This window comes from Streptomyces sp. SID8374, from assembly GCF_009865135.1.
Lineage (GTDB): Bacteria > Actinomycetota > Actinomycetes > Streptomycetales > Streptomycetaceae > Streptomyces.
In genome coordinates this window covers 1,765,847-1,782,942 of sequence record NZ_WWGH01000002.1, presented here as the reverse complement: position 1 = coordinate 1,782,942, position 17,096 = coordinate 1,765,847, and the positions used below count along the sequence as shown (strand labels likewise).

Below are 17,096 nucleotides of genomic sequence, written 5' to 3'. Positions count from 1 at the left end.
CTACAGCGGCAGCAGGTCCGGCCGCTTCGCCTCGACGTGGTCGCCGGACGACTCGCCGCGCAGCCGCCGCCCGATCCACGGCACCAGGTACTCCCTGGCCCACTGGATGTTGTCGCGCCGCTCGTCGAAGGGGCGGCGCTGGGCCTGCGGCGGCCAGGGCTGGTCCGGGTCGGCGGGCACGTCGTGGCCGAGGACCTGGGCGGCGCGCAGGGCGACACGGGTGTGGCCCTCGGGCGAGAGGTGGAGCCGGTCGGCGTCCCAGGCGCGCCGGTCCTGGACCGAGCGCAGCGACCACAGGTCGAGTACGGGGCACTGGTAGCGGTCGGCGATGGCCCGCAGGTGGACGTTGTACGTGGCGATCTTGCCGCGCATATGGCGCAGCACCGGGACGCCCCGGGTGTCGAACCCGGTGGTGACCATGACGGTGCCGACGGCGTTGGTCAGGTCCGCGACGGCCCGCTCGAAGCGCTCGGCCAGATCGTCGGGGTCGGTGCCGGGCCGGATGATGTCGTTGCCGCCCGCGCAGAAGCTGACCAGGTCGGGAGCCAGCTCCTTGGCGCGGGGGAGCTGCTCCTCGACGATCTGGTCGAGGAGGCGTCCGCGTACGGCGAGATTGGCGTAACGGAAATTGCCGTGCCGGGTCTCGTCCGGGTTCGTCGCCGCGTCGTCGGGGGCCGGGAGCCGGTCGGCGAGCAGAACCGCGAACCGGTCCGCCCAGCCGACGAAGGTGCCGTCGGGACCGGGATCGCCGACGCCCTCGGTGAAACTGTCCCCGATCGCCGCGTACGACCCGATGATGTTCTGCTGCTGGGTTCTCGAATCGTCTGCCACAAGCACTTATCCTGCACCGTTCAATGTGACCTACGCGACCGTAATATGGGGTTGACGGGTGGTGAGATAGACCACCCGGTCAGGTTTTGGTAAACCCGGAATAAGCGGAGGGGCGGTGCGCCGCCGCGCACCGCCCCTCGATCACTTCGTGTTGCCCTCGGGTCAGAGGGAGACGCCGTGCTGCCGCAGGTAGGCGACCGGGTCGACGTCCGAGCCGTAGCTCGGGCCGGTGCGGACCTCGAAGTGGAGGTGCGGGCCGGTGGAGTTGCCGGTGGAGCCGGAGAGGCCGATCTGCTGGCCGGCGGTGACGGTCTGGCCGGCGGAGACGCTCAGTGAGGACTGGTGGGCGTACTGGGAGTACATGCCGTCCTCGTGCTTGATGACGACCTCGTTGCCGTACGAACCGCTCCAGCCGGCCGAGACCACGGTGCCCGGGCCGATGGCCTTGACGGGGGTGCCGGAGGCGGCCTGGAAGTCGGAGCCGGTGTGGTAGCCGCTGGACCAGCTGGAGCCGGAAGCGCGGTACTGGGTGGTGACGTTGGGGTTGTCCAGCGGGGCGGTCCAGCCGGAGCCGGTGGACTGCGAAGAGCCGGTCTGCGCGGAGGTGCCGGTCTGCGCGGCGGCGTCGGACTCGTCGGCCGAGAGGGTGTCGCCCTTCGGGGCCGGCTCGGCCTTCTTCGGCGCGGCCTTCGGGGCGGCCGCCTTGGGCGCCGGGGCGGACTTCTTGGCCTCGGAAGGCGCGGCGGAGCCGGACGCCTTGGCGCCGAGGGTCAGCTTCATGCCCGGGAAGATCAGGCTGGGGTTCCCGCCGACGGTGGAGCGGTTGTCCTGGTACAGCTTCTGCCAGCCGCCCTTGACCTGGTGCTCGGCCGCGATCTTGGCGAGGTAGTCGCCGGAGACGACGGAGTACGTCTTCGGGGCGGCCTTCTTCGCCGTGGCGGGCGCGGTCTGCGGTGCGGCCTGCTGCTGCGCGCTCTGCGCGGCGGCGGGCTTGACGGCGGGGGCCGCCTTCTCCGCGGCGTGGGCGCCGGTGGCACCCATCAGCGGGAGGGCGAGTACGGCGCCGCCGGTGCCCGCGGCGAGGACGCCGCGGTGGATCGGGCCGGACTTGGGACGGCGGTGCTTACCCTTTGCGGGCATGGGGAAGTTCCTCTCCGGCGCCTGCGAGGTGAGCTGTCGGGTTCGGGCTGGAGATGCCCGGCCGCCGGATGGCGACTTCACCCCGAGCCGGTCCGGATCGCTCCGGGCCGGCGGCTTACCTGGTTCCCCCGCTCCTGCCACACGTGAGTGGGTGGGTGCGAATTCCGGGCGGCGGCAGGATTAGGCGGTCCGTCCGGATTGACGGTGACCGTAAACGAGTCAGGACGACAGGAACAAGCCGTCGGTTGCACGCCGGAAACATCGATTCAATTCCGGTTCGGATTTCCCGTCACACTCCGTGGATTACGGATCTTGGCTTTCCGTACGGATCCCGGGAAAACGGCCGGGCGCCACCGCCACGGTCCGTCACGGATATGATCCCGCTCACCTGCGGAATCCCATCTCCCCCATTAGCGGGGCATGTTCTGCGAAATACACCAATACGGACATGGCGTGGACGCCATCCCTGACGCGCCGTCAGCAGACCATTGATTTCCCCGTGCACCGATGTCGTATCGTCGCAGGAGCGCCCTCGCCGGAGAGCCGCGCCGACGCCAGAGATTCCAGGAGCCACCGTGACGCAGCAGGTGCCGCAGGTCCCGCCGACCGAGACCGCACTGACCGGAGTCCGCAACTTCCGCGACGTGGGCGGGCTCCCCACCACGGACGGGCGGCGCACCGCCTTCGGCAGGCTCTACCGCAGCGGCCACCTGGCGCACGCCACCGCCGAGGACGCGCTCTTCCTCGGCGGGCTCGGGCTGCACACCGTCTTCGACTTCCGCAACTCCGCCGACCACAAACTCGACGGGTACGACATCGAGCTGGCCGGTGTCCGCAATGTCAGCATTCCGCTCTCCGACCCGGCCGACGGAGCCGAGTTCTGGCGGCTGGTGCGCGACGGGAACATCCAGCAGCTGCGCTCCATCCTCGCCAACGGCAAGGGCACCGAGCGCATGATCACCATGTACCGGTCGACCATCGTGGACCGCACCGCCGAGCACAGCCGGGTGCTGCACGCGCTGGCGGAGGACAGTGTGCCCGCGCTGATGCACTGCGCGGCGGGCAAGGACCGGGCAGGGCTGTCGATCGCGGTCTCGCTGCTCGCGGTCGGTGTGGAGCGCGAGGCGATCGAGGCGGACTACCTCAAGTCCAACGACCCCCACCGCCGGTACAAGGTGAAGCGCACGGACATGTCCGAGGTCGGGATGTCCGCCGAGGTGATGGAGCTCCTCAACCCGCTCTTCGGGGCGCAGTCCTCCTACCTGGAGGCGGCGTTCGCGGCCATCGACGAGACCTGGGGCACGACGGACCGCTATCTGTCCGAAGGGCTGAACGTCTCCCCCGAGACCCGGGAGCGGCTGCGCGAGCGGCTCCTCGACCAGGGCTGACGGCCTACTCGGCACCCGCCACCATGAAGAGCAGGTAGAGGAAGGCCGCGATCACGTGGCCGACCACCAGGTAGGCGAAGAGCCGGATGACCAGACCGCGCGGCATCCGGCGCTCCTGCGAGTCCTTGGTGGACTTCGGGTGCCTCGGGCTCAGCGGGTCGTAGTGCTCGGAATCGGACATGACGGTCCTCTCTGCCGGCCTCGCGGCCGGTGGGACGAAGGGGTCAGCGCGCGTGGAGCGCGTTGCCGAGGCAGAGCTCGGCCGAGGGGCTCTGGAGCAGGGAGTGGACGAAGAGCAGCTCCGCCCCGCCCCGGTCCAGGGCCGCGATCCGGTGCGGGGTGAGCGAGTCGAAGTGGGCGCTGTCGCCCGGGTCCAGATCGTGCACGGTCTCCCCCAGCGCGACCCGCAGCCGCCCGCCGAGGACGTACAGCCACTCCTCACCGGGGTGCACGCGGACCAGATCGCCCTGGGCGCCGTAGGGGACCCTGACCCGCAGCGCCTGCATGGCGCGGCCGGAACCGCCCGCCCTGCGGTACATCCAGCCGTCGGCCTCGGCGCCCTCGAAGGCGCCGCCCCGGATGATCGACTCCCGCTCGGGCGGCTTCTCACCGAGGAGCTCGGAGACCGTCGTACCGTAGATGCGGGCCAGGCCCAGCAGCATCGGCAGCGAGGGCTGTCGGCGGCCGGTCTCCAGCCGGGAGAGGTGGGCCGGGGAGAGTCCGGCCCGCTGGGCGGCGGTCTCCAGGGTGAGGCCGCGGCCGCGGCGCAGGTCGCGCAGGCGGGGTGCGACGCCGGGGAGCTCGTCGGCCGCCCCTTCGTCCGGAGGGTTCATACCTCCATTGGGCCAGGAACTTTCCTCCCGGGCAAATATCTTGCCCGGGAGGCAAAAACTCAGCGGTTGGCCACGGCCTGCTTGACCAGGGTCCGGCCGAAGTCCCACATCAGCCCGCCGCCGCTGTGCGCGTCGTCCATGACCTCCGTGAACGCCGCCACGAAGCGGTCCACCTCCGCCTCCCCGATGATCAGCGGCGGGATCAGCTTGATCACTTCCAGGTGGTCGCCGGAGACCTGGGTGAGGATGCGGTGCTTCTGGAGCAGGGGCACCACGACCATCTGGGCGAAGAGTCCCTTGCGGGCCGCCTGGAGCATGGTCCAGCGGCTGCGGAGCTTCAGCGAGACGGGGCGGCCGAACTCGATGCCGATCATCAGCCCGCGCCCGCGCACCTCGTGCAGCAGCTCGTAGCGGTCCACCAGGGCCGACAGGCGTTCCCGCAGCAGATCACCGGTGCGCCGGGCATTGGCGACGGTCTCCTCGTCCTCCATGACGGAGAGCACCGCCAGCCCCGCCGCCATGGCCTGGGCGTTGGAGCCGAAGCTGGCGGAGTGGACGAGGACCCGGTCCATCGAGGAGTAGACCTTGCGGAAGATCCACTCCTTGCCGAGCGTCGCGCCGACCGGCACATAGCCGCCGGAGAGGGCCTTGGCCACGCAGACGAGATCGGGTTCGACGCCGTCCTCGTGCTGGTACGCGTAGAAGTCGCCGGTCCTGCCGAGCCCCGTCTGCACCTCGTCGGCGATCAGGAGCGCCTTGTGCCGGTGCAGCAGCTCCTGTGCCTCGCGCAGGAAGCCGGGCGGCGCGGCGTGCACGCCCTTGCCCTGGATCGGCTCCACGACGAGGGCCGCGACGTCGCCGCGCTTCAGCTCCCGGCGGAGCGCGTCCAGGTCGCCAAGGGCGATCGGGGTGTCGGGCAGCAGCGGGGCGAAGCCGTCGCGGAAGCCGCTCTCGCCGTTGACGGAGAGGGAGCCGGTGGTCAGCCCGTGGAAGGCGTGGGCGCAGTAGAGGACGCGGGGCTTGCCGGTGGCGTACCGGGCGAACTTCAGCGCCGTCTCGACCGCCTCCGTACCGCTGTTCCCGAAGAAGACGCGGTCCAGGTGCGGGCTGTGGCCGAGCAGCTTCTCGGCGAGGAGGCCGGGCAGCGGCTGGCAGTCGAAGCGGGTGAGGTCGGCGAGCTGGGCGTCGAGGACGTCGTGCAGGGCCTGGCGGACGACCGGGTGGTGCCGGCCGATGCCCATCACACCGAACCCGGCGAGCATGTCGAGGTAGTCGTTGCCCTCCGCGTCCCAGAAGTACGCGCCCTCGGCCCGCTCGTAGACCTTGTCGAAGCCGATGGTGTGCAGCATGCGCGGCAGCTGGTGGTTGAGGTGGCGCGCGTGCAGCTCGTACCGCTCGGCCCCGCGCTCCGCCAGGAGCCGTCCCAGGTCGAAGCCCTTGGGCCCGCCGTCCGTCATCGCCCGCTCTTCTCCTTGCGTTCCGTGGGTCGGTACGTGCCGTGAGGAGGCCGGGTGACCGGCCCCCTCACCCGTCACGACGTCACCGGTTGCTGCTGATGGTCTCCCGGGCCGCGCGCAGGGATTCCTTCAGCGACCCCATGGTGGCTAGCACCGCTGTGGGTTCGTAGCCGCAGTGCGCCATGCAGTTGGCGCAGCGCGGGTCCTTGCCCCGGCCGTACTTCTCCCAGTCGGTCTCCTCGATGAGCTGACGGTACGTGGGTACGTAGCCGTCGCTCATCAGGTAGCAGGGGCGCTGCCAGCCGAAGAGCGAGTAGTTGGGGATCGCCCACGCGGTGCACGGGAAGTCCGCCTTGCCTTCCAGGAAGTCCAGGAAGAGCGGCGAGTGGTTGAGCCGCCAGCGGGCCCGGTTGCCGCCCGCGAAGGCCTTCTTGAAGAGTTCGCGGGTCTGGTCGACGCCGAGGAAGTGCTCCTGGTCGGGCGCCTTCTCGTAGGCATAGGCGGGAGAGATCATCATCTCGTCGACCTTGAGGTCGTCGTTGAGGTAGTTGAGGACCTCGATGATGGTCTGCGGGGTGTCGGTGTTGAAGAAGGTGGAGTTGGTGGTGACGCGGAAGCCGCGCGCCTTGGCCTCCTTCATCGCGGCGACGGCCTCGTCGAAGACGCCCTCCTTGGCGACCGACTCGTCGTGCCGCTCCCGCAGTCCGTCGATGTGCACGGCGAAGGCGAAGTAGGGCGAGGGGGTGAACTTGTCCAGCTTCTTGCGCATGAGCATCGCGTTGGTGCAGAGGAAGACGTACTTCTTCTTCGCGACGAGCTGGCGCACGATCTCGTCGATCTGCGGATGCATCAGCGGCTCGCCGCCGGCGATGGAGACCATGGGGGCACCGGATTCGAGGACCGCGCCCACTGCCTGGGCGACCGGCATGCGCTGCTTCAGGACACCGGCAGGGTGCTGGATCTTCCCGCACCCCTCGCAGGCGAGGTTGCAGGCGAACAACGGCTCCAGTTCGACGATCAGCGGGAACTTCTCACGCTTGCGGAGCTTCTGTTCGAAGAGATACGTCGCGACCTTGATGGACTGACGGAGCGGCATGGCCATCTGGCTCACCTCCTGGGGAGCAGTAAAGATCGGTGCCATTCGTAGAAAGCGGGAAGGACGGCACGGAGAACACGGAAGGCCGATATTCCACCGCGTACCGTGCCGATACGGACGAGCTCATGCTCTGGAGCGTCCACGACCACCCGGACGGCCGCAACCGGGCGCGGTCCGTGGCACAGGGCGGTACGCAGTGTCGCGGCGGACTCCATGTCCACCGCGATGGCCCCGGTGGCCCGCAGCGCGGCCCGCTCGGGGCCGCGTACGACGTGGTCGGAGCCGGTCAGGGGGCCGGTGTGGACGGCTGAGCCGGGGGCGGCCCGGGCCAGGGCGGCGACCAGCAGCCCGGTGCCGGTGCAGGGGGTGGCGCCGTCCGCGTCCCGGGTCTCCTCGGCGACGACCAGGTCCCCGGGGTGCATCCCGGGGGCGAGGCCGGCGCAGAAGCCGGAGGCGATGACGGCGGCGTCCGGTACGCCATCGGGGGCGAGGGCCGCCGCGACGGCCGCCTCCGCCGCCCGGGGGCCCATACCGGTCCGCAGGACCCGCACCGGGCCCCCGGCCCGCTTGCCGCTGCGCAGGGCCAGCTGCTCGATGCCCAGCGCGCAGGCGACCAGCAGCGGCGCCCGGGGCGTCGCGGACTGCGGTGGGCCGGCCATCAGGCCCCCTTGGCGGCGCCCGTACGGTCGGCGAACGGGTCGCCGTACACGTAGCGCCCGAGTGCCGTGAGGGGGAAGACCTGGCGGTAGAGGTGGTAGTTGATCGAGAAGTCCCAGGGGAAGCCGGTGCCGGTGAAGTACGGCTCGTCCCAGGAGCCGTCGGCCTGCTGGGCCTCGGTCAGCCAGGTGACCCCGCGGGCGACGGCCCGGCTGTCGCGGCGGCCCGCGGCGAGCAGGGCGAGCAGGGCCCAGGCGGTCTGGGAGGCGGTGGACTCGCCGTGCCCGATCCACTTCTCCTCCTGGTACGAGCGCAGGTCCTCGCCCCAGCCGCCGTCGTCGTTCTGCACGGACTCCAGCCAGGTCACCGCCCGGCGGATCGAGGGGTGCGCGGCGGGCAGTCCGGCGGCGACCAGCGCGGGCACCACCGACCCCGTCCCGTACACGTAGTTGACGCCCCAGCGGCCGAACCAGGCGCCGCACGCCTCCTGTTCGGCGAGCAGCCACTCGATGCCCCGTCGGGTACGGGGGTGGCTGCCGAGCCCTTCGACGGCGAGCATCTCCACGACATGGCCGGTGACATCGGCCGAGGGCGGGTCGATGACCTCGCCGAAGTCGCAGAACGGCAGGCGGTTGGGGAAGGGGCTGGTGTTGTCGGCGTCGAACGCGCCCCAGGCGCCGTTGCGGGACTGCATCCCGAGGTTCCAGCGCACCCCGCGTTCGATGGCGGCTTCCAGCCGGGCGGGGTCGGGGTGGCGTACCCGGCGCAGCGCCAGGACGACTTCGGCGGTGTCGTCGATGTCCGGGTAGTTGTCGTTGTGGAACTCGAACGCCCAGCCGCCCGGGGCCAGTTCGGGTTTGCGTACGGACCAGTCGCCGGGCCGGGTGATCTCCTCGGCCAGCATCCAGTCGGCGGCCTTCACCAGCGCGGGGTGGTCGGGTCTGAGTCCGCCGTCGACCAGGGCGATGGTGGCCAGGCAGGTGTCCCAGACGGGCGACTGGCAGGCCTCGACCATCCGGGCGCCGTCCTCGCGGTGGACGGCGAACCGGTCCAGCGAGGCCAGGCCCGCCTTCATCACCGGGTGGTCGAGGTCGTAGCCGAGCAGGTGCAGGGCGATGATGGAGTAGACGGCCGGGGGCTGGATGCCGCCCCAGCAGCCGTCGTTCTCCTGGCGTTCGACGATCCACCGGGCGGCCACGTTCATCGCGATCCGGCGCAGCGGGCGCGGGGCGACCTTGTGGTAGAGGTGAAGTCCCTTGTCCAGCCGCTGGAAGAGGCCGTCCCAACTGGCCGCCGGAGCAAGCTTCCTGGGCGGACTGGGCTCGGCGGGGTCGGTGTGCAGCTCGTCCAGGGCGAAGGGCGCGGGCCGCACGGGGCGCTTCGCGGAGACGATGGTGAGGGGGACGATGGTCTGGCGGGCCCAGCAGCCGAAGTCGTAGATGTTGAGCGGGACCCACTTCGGGAAGAACATCAGCTCGGGCGGGAGTTCGGGGAGGTCGTCCCACTTCCACCAGCCGAACAGGGCGAGCCAGATCCGGGTGAAGACCCGGGCGGCCGCGATGCCGCCCTGCTCCCTGACCCAGGCGGAGGCGCGTGCCATGTGCGGCTCGTCGGGGCGGTCCCCCGCCAGCCGCAGGGCCACATAGGCCTCGATGGTGGCGGAGAGGTCGCTCGGCCCCTCGTAGAAGGTGTTCCAGGTGCCGTCACCGAGCTGTTCGCCCCGGATGAAGAGGGCGGCCGCCCGGGTGGTCTCCGGGTCCTGGATGCCGAGGAACTGGCGCAGGAGCAGGTCCTCGGCGTCCATCGTGACGTTGGTGGCCAGGTCGCCCTTCCACCAGCCCTGCTCGTCCTGTCTGCCGAGGAGGTGGGCCACGGAGCGTTCCGCGGCCCGCCGCGCGGCGGCGAGCACGTCGTCCGCGGCGGTGGTCGTGTCGGCCGGATGTCCTGCCGGGCTCGCGGAGAGGTTCGCGGCCCCGGTCGATCCGTCGGTCGTCGCTGTCATGAGCTTCCCCTTACGTGCAGTGGTTTCTCTGCTGTGCTGGGGTCTCCGTCGGCCGACGCCCCGTATCAGGGCGCCGGCCGGCGACTGCGAGTCATATGCGGGTGCTGATCACCGCTTCCGCACCACCACGAAGTCCGCGAGCGCGGTGAGCTGCGCCCGTACCTGATGCGGCATGTCGACACCGTGCAGCGCCTCGATGGCGACCGCGTGCTGACGACGGGCTTCCTGTGCGGTCCACTCGCGGCCGCCCGCCTCCTCGATGAGCGCCGCGCGGGCGGCGAACTCCTCTTCGGAGAAGCTGTCGAAGTCGCTGCTCTTGGCGTCGGCGGCGAGCAGTTCGCCCAGCCGCTCGGAGGCCGGTCCGCCCGCGGCGAGCGCGGCGACGACCGGGAGGGACTTCTTGCGCTGGCGCAGGTCGCTCCAGGTCTGCTTGCCGGTGGCCTCGGGGTCGCCCCAGATGCCGAGCAGGTCGTCGACGGCCTGGAAGGCGAGGCCCAGGTGGTAGCCGTACGCCTCCAGGGTGTCGGCGGTGCGGTCGTCCGCGCCGCCGAGGACCGCGCCGATGGAGACGGCGCAGGCCAGCAGGGCGCCGGTCTTGTTGCCCTCCATCTCCAGGCACTCCTCGACGGTGACCCGCTCGCGGTGCTCGTAGGAGATGTCCTGCGCCTGGCCGTCGATGAGCTTGCGGGTGGCGGAGGTCAGCCGGCGGGCCGCGCGGCCCGCCTCGACCGTGCCGAGCTCCAGCAGGACGTCGTAGGCGAGGGCGAAGAGCGCGTCGCCGACCAGGATGGCCTGGGCGGGGCCGTGCACCTTCCATACGGTGTCGCGGTGGCGGCGCTGCTCGTCGCCGTCCATGAGGTCGTCGTGCAGCAGCGAGAAGTTGTGCACGAGTTCGACGGCCACGGCGCCGGGGACGCCCGCCTCGGCGGGGGCACCGGCCGCTTCGGCCGACAGCAGGGCGAGGGCGGGGCGCACGGCCTTGCCGCCGTCGCCGTCCGAGGGCCGTCCTTCGGCGTCGATCCAGCCGAAGTGGTAGGCCGCGACGGTGTCCATGGGCGGCGCCAGCCGGTCCACGGCAGCCCGCAGCACCGGCGCTGACAGGGCTCGTCCGCGCTCCAGAAGCGCGGTGACGTCCGTGGTCTGGTCCACGGTGTCGGAAGCCGGATTCGCCGGGGTCACTGACTCTCCTCTTGTTCCGGTGGTACTGCTCATGCCGCCTCCTGCAGCGGATGTCCATGGGGGCGGCCGAGGTCGTGGAGGGCCGCGTCGGCGGCCTGGGAGCCGCTGCGCACGGCACCCTCCATCGTCGCGGGCCAGCCGGTGGCGGTCCAGGCGCCCGAGAGGTGCAGTCCGGGCGCCCGCGTACGGGGGCCGGGGCGCAGGGCGCCGACGCCCGGGGCGGGCGCGAAGGTGGCGGTGCGCTCCCGGGTGACGAAGAAGTCCCGGATGCCTGCGCCGCGCGCGGCGGGCAGGAGCCGCTCCAGCTCGGGGAGGTAGCGCTCGCGCAGCTCGGCGACGGGGAGGTCGATCTCGTCCTGGGCGGCGGACTGGGAGACCGCCAGATACTGCCCGGGTCCCTTGAGCCCCGAGGAGTGCGTACGGTCGAAGACCCACTGGACCGGGGAGCCGATCGCGGCGAAGAACGGGCGGCGCAGCACCTTGCGGTCGTAGACGACGTGCACGTTGAGGATGGGCGCGTTGTCGATGTCGAGGAGCAGGTCCGGCTCGTCCAGCGCCCCTGCGGGCAGCAGGTCGTGGGTCTCGTGCTGGGGTACGGCGAGGACGACGGTGTCGGCGGTGAGGTGCTCCCCCGCCGTCTCGACGCTCCAGCGGCCGTCCTCGGTGCGGGTCAGGGACCCCACCTTGGCGCGCAGCTCGGTGCGGACGCCCGCGGTGTCCAGGGCCTTGCGGGCGAGGGTGTCGTGCAGTTCGCCGAGCGGGACGGTGGCCCAGCCGATGTCGGCGGCGCCGGGCTCGGAGAGCAGGCCGGTCTTGAAGACCTTGGCGGCCAGGGCCATGGAGGCGTGGGACGCGGTGGCGTTGAGGGTGGCGACGCCGACGAGGTCCCAGAGGGCCTCGATGGTGCGCTCGGACTGGCCGTGCTGCTTCAGCCAGGTGGCGAAGTCGATGCGGTCCAGGGCCGGGTCGGCGGGGTCGAGGCGGCCGAGCGCCAGGGCGGCGCGGCCGACGTTCGCCTTCTCGGCGAGGGAGAGGTGCGGGTAGGCGGCGAGGCCGCCGGCGAGGTGCAGCGGTACGGGCAGGCCGGTGCGGCGCAGCCGTCCCAGGCGGGGTCCGGCGGCGCGGCCGACGTCCAGGACGGGGACGTCCAGGCGGTCCTGGAGGGGGGCGAGGTGGGCGGCCTCGATGCGGTCGAGGAACCAGCGGTAGCCGGTGCAGCAGCGCAGGTAGACGTGCTGGCCGTTGTCGACGGTGAGGTCGCCGCGCTGGAAGGAGAAGGCGAGGCCGCCGAGGCGGGGCCGCCCTTCCAGCAGGGTCACGTCGAGTCCGGCGTCGGCGAGGCGGAGGGCGGCCGTGATGCCGGCGAGTCCGCCGCCGACGACGACGGCGACGGGGGGCTGGGTCTCGTCGCTCATGCCTGCCCCTCTCGCCGGGCCGTCACCGTTCGCCGGGTCGCCCCGGAAGGAATCGTCGCAGTCGTGGACGCGTCGGGCCACCGGAGGGTTGCCCGGGCGCCGGGCCTGCCGGAACGCATCAGGCACGCCCCCTGGAGGTCAGCCGGGAGACATGGCGGGCGTCCAGGCCGGAGAGGCCGCGCACCGCGACGTACGCCTTCTCGTGGCCGGGCAGCGAGACGCGGCCGCGCAGCACGGCCTCCGGGTCGCGTTCGATGCGGTCCAGGAGGCGGCGGTAGATCCCGGCCATGGCGGCGACGCAGGCGCCGCTGCGGCGGTCCAGCATCGGCAGCAGGCGGTACCCCTCGGCGAACAGGGCGCGGGCCCGGCGCACCTCGAAGTGGACGAGGCCCGCGAAGTCGGAGCCGGGCGGCGGGGTGGACCGGTGGAAGCCCGCCGAGCAGCCGAATTTGGCCAGGTCGTCGGCGGGGAGGTAGGTGCGCCCGTTGGCGGCGTCCTCGCGGACGTCGCGCAGGATGTTGGTGAGCTGGAGGGCGAGGCCGAGGGTGTCGGCGTACTCGGAGGCCCGCTCGGCGCCGGGTGCGCCCGGTTCCGTGCCGAAGACGCCGAGGCTGAGGCGGCCGATGGCACCGGCGACGCAGCGGCAGTACGTCTTCAGGTCGTCCCAGGTCTCGTACGTGGCGCCGCGGACGTCCATCAGGACGCCGTCGATCAGCTCGTCGAGGCCGTCCAGCGGCAGCGGGAAGCGGCGGGCGGCGTCGGACAGGGCGACGGCCACCGGGTCGGTGTCGTCCTCCTCGACCTTGCCGTGCCGGATCCGGTCCAGCAGCTCGCGGGTGCTCTCCAGCCGGGTCCGCTTGGTGCCCGGGTCCAGTTCGCCGTCGCCGATGTCGTCGACCCGGCGGGAGAAGGCGTACAGCGCCGACATGGCCTGCCGCTTCTCGTACGGCAGCAGCCTGATGCCGTAGGCGAAGTTCCGGGCCTGCTGTCCGGTGACGGCCTCGCAGTAACTGTATGCGGCCTGTACCGGCGGCGACATGTACGTCGTCTGTCCCTCCACGGTCGGGCTCACCCCTCTCTACGCGCTCTTCGCAGGACGACTGCGACTTCGCGCAGCATGCTGGGCTTGGTGGGCTTGGGCGGTCCGGGCAGTACGTCGAATCCGGCGGCCGAGATCGCCGTGAGGGCGGAGCGCCCGCCGCCGACGAATCCGGCGAGGAGGAGCTTGAGTCTGCCGTTGACGCTACCCACGAGGGGGGTGCCTTCATTCAGCAGCTCGCTCGCGCGTTCGGATTCGTACGCGATCAGGGCGCGGACCGAGGCTCCGGCGGACGGCACGGCCAGGTCGGCCTCGGTGACCCGGAAGCGGTCCATGTCCTCGGCGGGCAGATAGATCCGGTCGCGGGCCAGGTCCTCGGCCACGTCCTGGAGGTGTTCGACGATCTGGAGCGCGGTGCAGACCGCGTCGGAACGGCGGACGCGCTCCGGGCTCGTGGTGCCGGTCAGGGCGAGGACCAGGCGGCCGACCGGGTTGGCGGAGAGCTCGCAGTAGGCGGCGAGCTCCGCGTAGGTGGCGTAGCGGCGGACCTTCTGGTCCTGGCGGTTGGCCTCGATCAGCCCGAGGAAGGGTTCGGGGGTGAGCGCGCGGCGCCGGACGGTGGGGCGCAGGGCGCGCAGCAGGGGGTGGTGCGGCTCCTGGCCGGTGGTGGCGAAGACCCGGTGCAGGTCCCTCTCGAAGGCGTCCAGCATCGCGAGCCGGTCGTCGCTCTGGTCCGGCTCCAGGCCCAGGTGGCGGGCGTCGGCGCCGCCGGGGGCGAGGTCGCCGTCGCCGATGTCGTCGACGAGCCGGGCGTAGCCGTAGACCGCCATCAGGTCGTCGCGCCAGGCGCGGGGCAGGAAGAAGGGGGCCACGGGGAAGTTCTCGTCCGCGGCCTTGCCGAGCGTGGCGTCACCGGTGCGCGCCTGCGGGGTGGAGGTCACTGCGGACCGCCCGGGGCGGGGACGGCGGAACCACGTCGGAGCTGGAGATTTTCCGTCATTGCCGTCACATCTCCCGTTCTACACTGCTGACCCAAAACAACCCTTTTCGGACACGCCGCTCGTTCTTCCGAGTGCACTGCGGCACAGCGGGCGGAGCGCCGGGGGCGTATCGCCCCACTTGCCATGAATCAGCACCGCTACAGCTTACGTTGTACAGCTCACAGGGGTGCGGCGGGGTGGAGCGCCCGCGGGGCGGGGACCGTACCGCCTGTCAACCTTCCTCGTACGCCGGTGGATTGACGTCATCCGCCGGGAGGAGATCACCCCCTGAGGCGTACTGCGGGTGGCCTCCACCGCCTCGGCCACCGCGCCCGTACACCGCAGTGGCCCCCGCCGGAACCGCTCCGGCGGAGGCCACGGGTGACTGGGAAGCTACTTGCCCGTCTCGCGTTCGTAGGCCTTGAGGACTTCCTCGGTGGGGCCGTCCATCAGGAGCTCGCCCTTCTCCAGCCAGAGCGCCCGGTCGCAGGTGTCCCGGATCGACTTGTTGTTGTGGCTGACCAGGAAGACGGTGCCCGCCTCCTTGCGGAGCTCGCGGATCCGCTCCTCGGAGCGGACCCGGAACTTGCGGTCACCGGTGGCCAGCGCCTCGTCGATCATGAGGACGTCGTGGTTCTTGGCGGCGGCGATGGAGAAGCGCAGACGGGCCGCCATGCCGGAGGAGTACGTCCGCATCGGCAGGGTGATGAAGTCGCCCTTCTCGTTGATGCCGGAGAAGTCCACGATCTCGCGGTAGCGCTCGCGGACCTCGTCCCGGGTCATGCCCATGGCCAGGCCGCCCAGCACCACGTTGCGCTCGCCGGTGAGGTCGCTCATCAGCGCCGCGTTGACGCCGAGCAGCGAGGGCTGGCCGTCGGTGTAGACATGGCCGGACTCGGTCGGCAGCAGGCCGGCGATGGCCCGCAGCAGCGTCGACTTGCCCGAGCCGTTGGTGCCGATGAGGCCGATGGCCTCGCCGCGGTAGGCGGTGAAGGAGACGCCGCGCACGGCGTGCACCTTCCTGACCCCGCGCGGCTCGCCCTTGCCGCGGCGCAGCATGCGGCTGAGCGCCGCGGTGGCGCTGCCCCGGCCGCCGCCGGTGCCGTTGACCCGGTAGACGATGTGGACGTCGTCGGCGATCACCGTGGGGATGCGTCCCCGTGCGTTGTCCTCAGCCACGGCCGTACCGTTCCTCTGCCTTCCAGAAGTACACGAATCCCACGACCCCCAGCAGCAGGGCCCAGGCGAGGCCGACGGCCCAGACGTGGTCCGGCAGGTTCTCGGAGCCGTACCCGTCGATCAGGGCGAAGCGGACCAGGTCCATGTAGATGGCCGCCGGGTTGTACTGGAGCACGTCGGCGATCCACGCGGGCTTGTCCTTGAGCATCACGGGGATGGAGAACATGACGCCCGAGGCGTACATCCAGGTCCGCATGACGAACGGCATCAGCTGCGCGAGGTCGGGGGTCTTGGAGCCGAGCCGGGCCATGACGAGGGCCAGACCGGTGTTGAAGACGAACTGGAGGAGCAGCGCCGGGATGACCAGCAGCCACGACAGCGACGGATAGCTGCCGAAGATCACGGTGACGGCGACCAGCACGATCATCGAGAACATCAGCTGCTGGAGCTGCTGGAGCGAGAAGGAGATGGGCAGCGAGGCCCGGGGGAAGTGCAGGGCCCGGACCAGTCCGAGGTTGCCGGAGATCGACTTGACGCCCGCCATCACGGAGCTCTGCGTGAAGGTGAAGACGAAGACGCCGGTGACCAGGAACGGGACGAAGACGTCGTCCGGAATGCCCCTCCTGGTGCCCAGGATCAGTCCGAAGATCAGGTAATAGACAGCGGCGTTCAGGAGAGGGGTGACCACCTGCCACAGCTGGCCCAGCTTGGCCTGGCTGTACTGGGCGGTCAGCTTCGCCCGGGAGAAGGCCAGGATGAAGTGGCGCCGTCCCCAGAGCTGTCTCATGTATGCGAACAGCCCCGGCCGGGCGCCGCTCACGGTCAGGCCGTACTTGGCGGCCAGCTGGGCCGCGCCGAGGCCCTCGTCGGCGGACGGTGGGGTCCCGAGGGCTACCCCGCCGTCGTGGGTCGTGTCACTCACAAGTTGAAACTCTCGTCTTCACGCGCAGCCAGTCGCGGGCGCGGCTCAGGCGGACAGGTCCCGGAAAGAAAATACGCCTCATGCTCTCAGAGGAAAGCCTCTCAGATGACCGGAGGTCGGCCCAGCCTCGTCAGCCGCCACACCGTACGCCACTTCATCGGGCGCCGGGGTCCGCAGGGCGTCGACCAGCCTTCCCGGAAACCGCCGAACCATGCCTTCAGCGCGGGCGGCGAGGGGCGTCTGACCAGCGTCAGCAGCAGCCAGATCCCCACATAGAGGGGGACCAGCGGGGCGGGCAGGTTGCGCCGGGCCAGCCAGACCCGGTTGCGCGCCACCATGCGGTGGTAGACCGCGTGGCGGGAGGGGGCGGTGGTGGGATGGTTCAGCACCATGTCCGCGCGGTAGTCGATCATCCAGCCCGCGTCCAGCGCCCGCCAGGCCAGGTCCGTCTCCTCGTGGGCGTAGAAGAACTCCTCCGGCAGCCCGCCGACCTCGGCGAGGACCTTCGTCCGTACGGCGTTGGCGCCGCCGAGGAAGGTCGTCACGCGTGAGGAGCGCAGCGGGTCGGCCGCCCGGAGCCGGGGCACGTGGCGGCGCTGGGTGGCGCCCGTGTCCGGGTCGGCGATCCGGAAGGTGACGATGCCGAGCTTCGGGTCCGCCTCGAAGGCCTGGCGGCAGAGCTCGGCGGTGTCCCGGTTGGGGAGCAGCCCGTCGTCGTCGAGGAAGAGCAGGGCGTCCACGTCGGCGCCGGAGGGGCCGAACGCCTCGATGCCGACGTTGCGGCCGCCGGGGATGCCCAGGTTCTCGGGCAGCTCTACGGTCCGCACCCCGGCCGGGACGTCCGGGACCGGGGCCCCGTTGCCGACCACCACGACCTCGATCCGGTCACCGTCCTGCGCGGTGACCGAGTCGAGGAGGGCGCGGAGCTCGTCGGGGCGGTTGCCCATGGTGATGATCACCGCGCCCAGTTTCATGGCA

16 protein-coding genes and 1 riboswitch are annotated in these 17,096 nt (G+C 71.3%); of the genes, 1 reads left to right on the top strand and 15 read right to left on the bottom strand.

The window, feature by feature from the left end:
* Both GTY67_RS31230 and GTY67_RS31225 read right to left on the bottom strand, forming a co-directional pair.
* On the bottom strand, positions 1–831 hold the full coding sequence (locus tag GTY67_RS31230; protein ID WP_093689622.1) for an SGNH/GDSL hydrolase family protein: 831 nt from the start codon (positions 829–831) through the stop codon (positions 1–3).
* Between the two features lie 162 nt (positions 832–993).
* The gene (locus GTY67_RS31225) at positions 994–1,971 is read right to left on the bottom strand and encodes a LysM peptidoglycan-binding domain-containing M23 family metallopeptidase (RefSeq protein WP_093689624.1); all 978 of its coding nucleotides are present in this window, start codon (positions 1,969–1,971) and stop codon (positions 994–996) included.
* A gap of 3 nt (positions 1,972–1,974) precedes the next feature.
* Positions 1,975–2,135, bottom strand: a riboswitch (cyclic di-AMP (ydaO/yuaA leader).
* Positions 2,136–2,546: 411 nt separating this feature from the next.
* Between GTY67_RS31225 and GTY67_RS31220 the strand changes: the two genes are divergently transcribed.
* On the top strand, positions 2,547–3,359 hold the full coding sequence (locus tag GTY67_RS31220) for a tyrosine-protein phosphatase (protein WP_093689626.1): 813 nt from the start codon (positions 2,547–2,549) through the stop codon (positions 3,357–3,359).
* A gap of 4 nt (positions 3,360–3,363) precedes the next feature.
* On the opposite strand, the gene GTY67_RS34715 is transcribed toward GTY67_RS31220, so the two are convergent.
* The 13 genes from GTY67_RS34715 to GTY67_RS31160 all read right to left on the bottom strand — a co-directional run bounded on the left by GTY67_RS34715 (position 3,364) and on the right by GTY67_RS31160 (position 17,092).
* On the bottom strand, positions 3,364–3,540 hold the full coding sequence (locus GTY67_RS34715) for a DUF6126 family protein (protein ID WP_176727452.1): 177 nt from the start codon (positions 3,538–3,540) through the stop codon (positions 3,364–3,366).
* A 43-nt stretch (positions 3,541–3,583) separates the two neighbouring features.
* Complete coding sequence (locus GTY67_RS31215) at positions 3,584–4,192, bottom strand: XRE family transcriptional regulator (RefSeq protein WP_161281249.1); 609 nt, start codon at positions 4,190–4,192, stop codon at positions 3,584–3,586.
* Between the two features lie 59 nt (positions 4,193–4,251).
* Positions 4,252–5,649, bottom strand: coding sequence for an aspartate aminotransferase family protein (locus GTY67_RS31210; RefSeq protein WP_161281248.1), 1,398 nt, complete (start codon positions 5,647–5,649; stop codon positions 4,252–4,254).
* 82 nt (positions 5,650–5,731) lie between these two features.
* Entirely contained in the window at positions 5,732–6,751 is a 1,020-nt protein-coding gene (gene hpnH, locus GTY67_RS31205; RefSeq protein ID WP_031123551.1) for an adenosyl-hopene transferase HpnH, read from the bottom strand.
* A gap of 5 nt (positions 6,752–6,756) precedes the next feature.
* The gene (locus GTY67_RS31200; RefSeq protein WP_093689632.1) at positions 6,757–7,404 is read right to left on the bottom strand and encodes a 1-hydroxy-2-methyl-2-butenyl 4-diphosphate reductase; all 648 of its coding nucleotides are present in this window, start codon (positions 7,402–7,404) and stop codon (positions 6,757–6,759) included.
* Entirely contained in the window at positions 7,404–9,404 is a 2,001-nt protein-coding gene (gene shc, locus GTY67_RS31195) for a squalene--hopene cyclase (protein WP_161281247.1), read from the bottom strand. The genes GTY67_RS31200 and shc overlap by 1 nt, the downstream gene beginning before the upstream one ends.
* 108 nt (positions 9,405–9,512) lie before the next feature.
* A complete protein-coding gene (locus tag GTY67_RS31190; RefSeq protein ID WP_093689636.1) occupies positions 9,513–10,616 on the bottom strand; it encodes a polyprenyl synthetase family protein in 1,104 nt (367 codons plus the stop codon).
* Positions 10,613–11,998 (bottom strand): hydroxysqualene dehydroxylase HpnE, encoded by a 1,386-nt coding sequence (gene hpnE / locus GTY67_RS31185; RefSeq protein WP_161281246.1) that lies wholly within the window; start codon positions 11,996–11,998, stop codon positions 10,613–10,615. The genes GTY67_RS31190 and hpnE overlap by 4 nt, the downstream gene beginning before the upstream one ends.
* Before the next feature lie 118 nt (positions 11,999–12,116).
* The gene (hpnD, locus tag GTY67_RS31180) at positions 12,117–13,037 is read right to left on the bottom strand and encodes a presqualene diphosphate synthase HpnD (RefSeq protein ID WP_176727453.1); all 921 of its coding nucleotides are present in this window, start codon (positions 13,035–13,037) and stop codon (positions 12,117–12,119) included.
* Positions 13,038–13,066: 29 nt separating this feature from the next.
* Positions 13,067–13,978 carry a squalene synthase HpnC gene (hpnC, locus tag GTY67_RS31175; RefSeq protein ID WP_161281245.1) on the bottom strand — a complete coding sequence of 304 codons (912 nt, stop codon included), beginning with the start codon at positions 13,976–13,978 and terminating at the stop codon, positions 13,067–13,069.
* Positions 13,979–14,410: 432 nt separating this feature from the next.
* Positions 14,411–15,196: an ABC transporter ATP-binding protein gene (locus GTY67_RS31170; protein ID WP_161281244.1), complete on the bottom strand. Its 786-nt coding sequence runs from the start codon at positions 15,194–15,196 to the stop codon at positions 14,411–14,413.
* Complete coding sequence (locus GTY67_RS31165; RefSeq protein ID WP_093689644.1) at positions 15,189–16,118, bottom strand: ABC transporter permease; 930 nt, start codon at positions 16,116–16,118, stop codon at positions 15,189–15,191. The genes GTY67_RS31170 and GTY67_RS31165 overlap by 8 nt, the downstream gene beginning before the upstream one ends.
* A gap of 101 nt (positions 16,119–16,219) precedes the next feature.
* The gene (locus GTY67_RS31160; protein ID WP_176727458.1) at positions 16,220–17,092 is read right to left on the bottom strand and encodes a glycosyltransferase; all 873 of its coding nucleotides are present in this window, start codon (positions 17,090–17,092) and stop codon (positions 16,220–16,222) included.
* Positions 17,093–17,096: the final 4 nt, after the last annotated feature.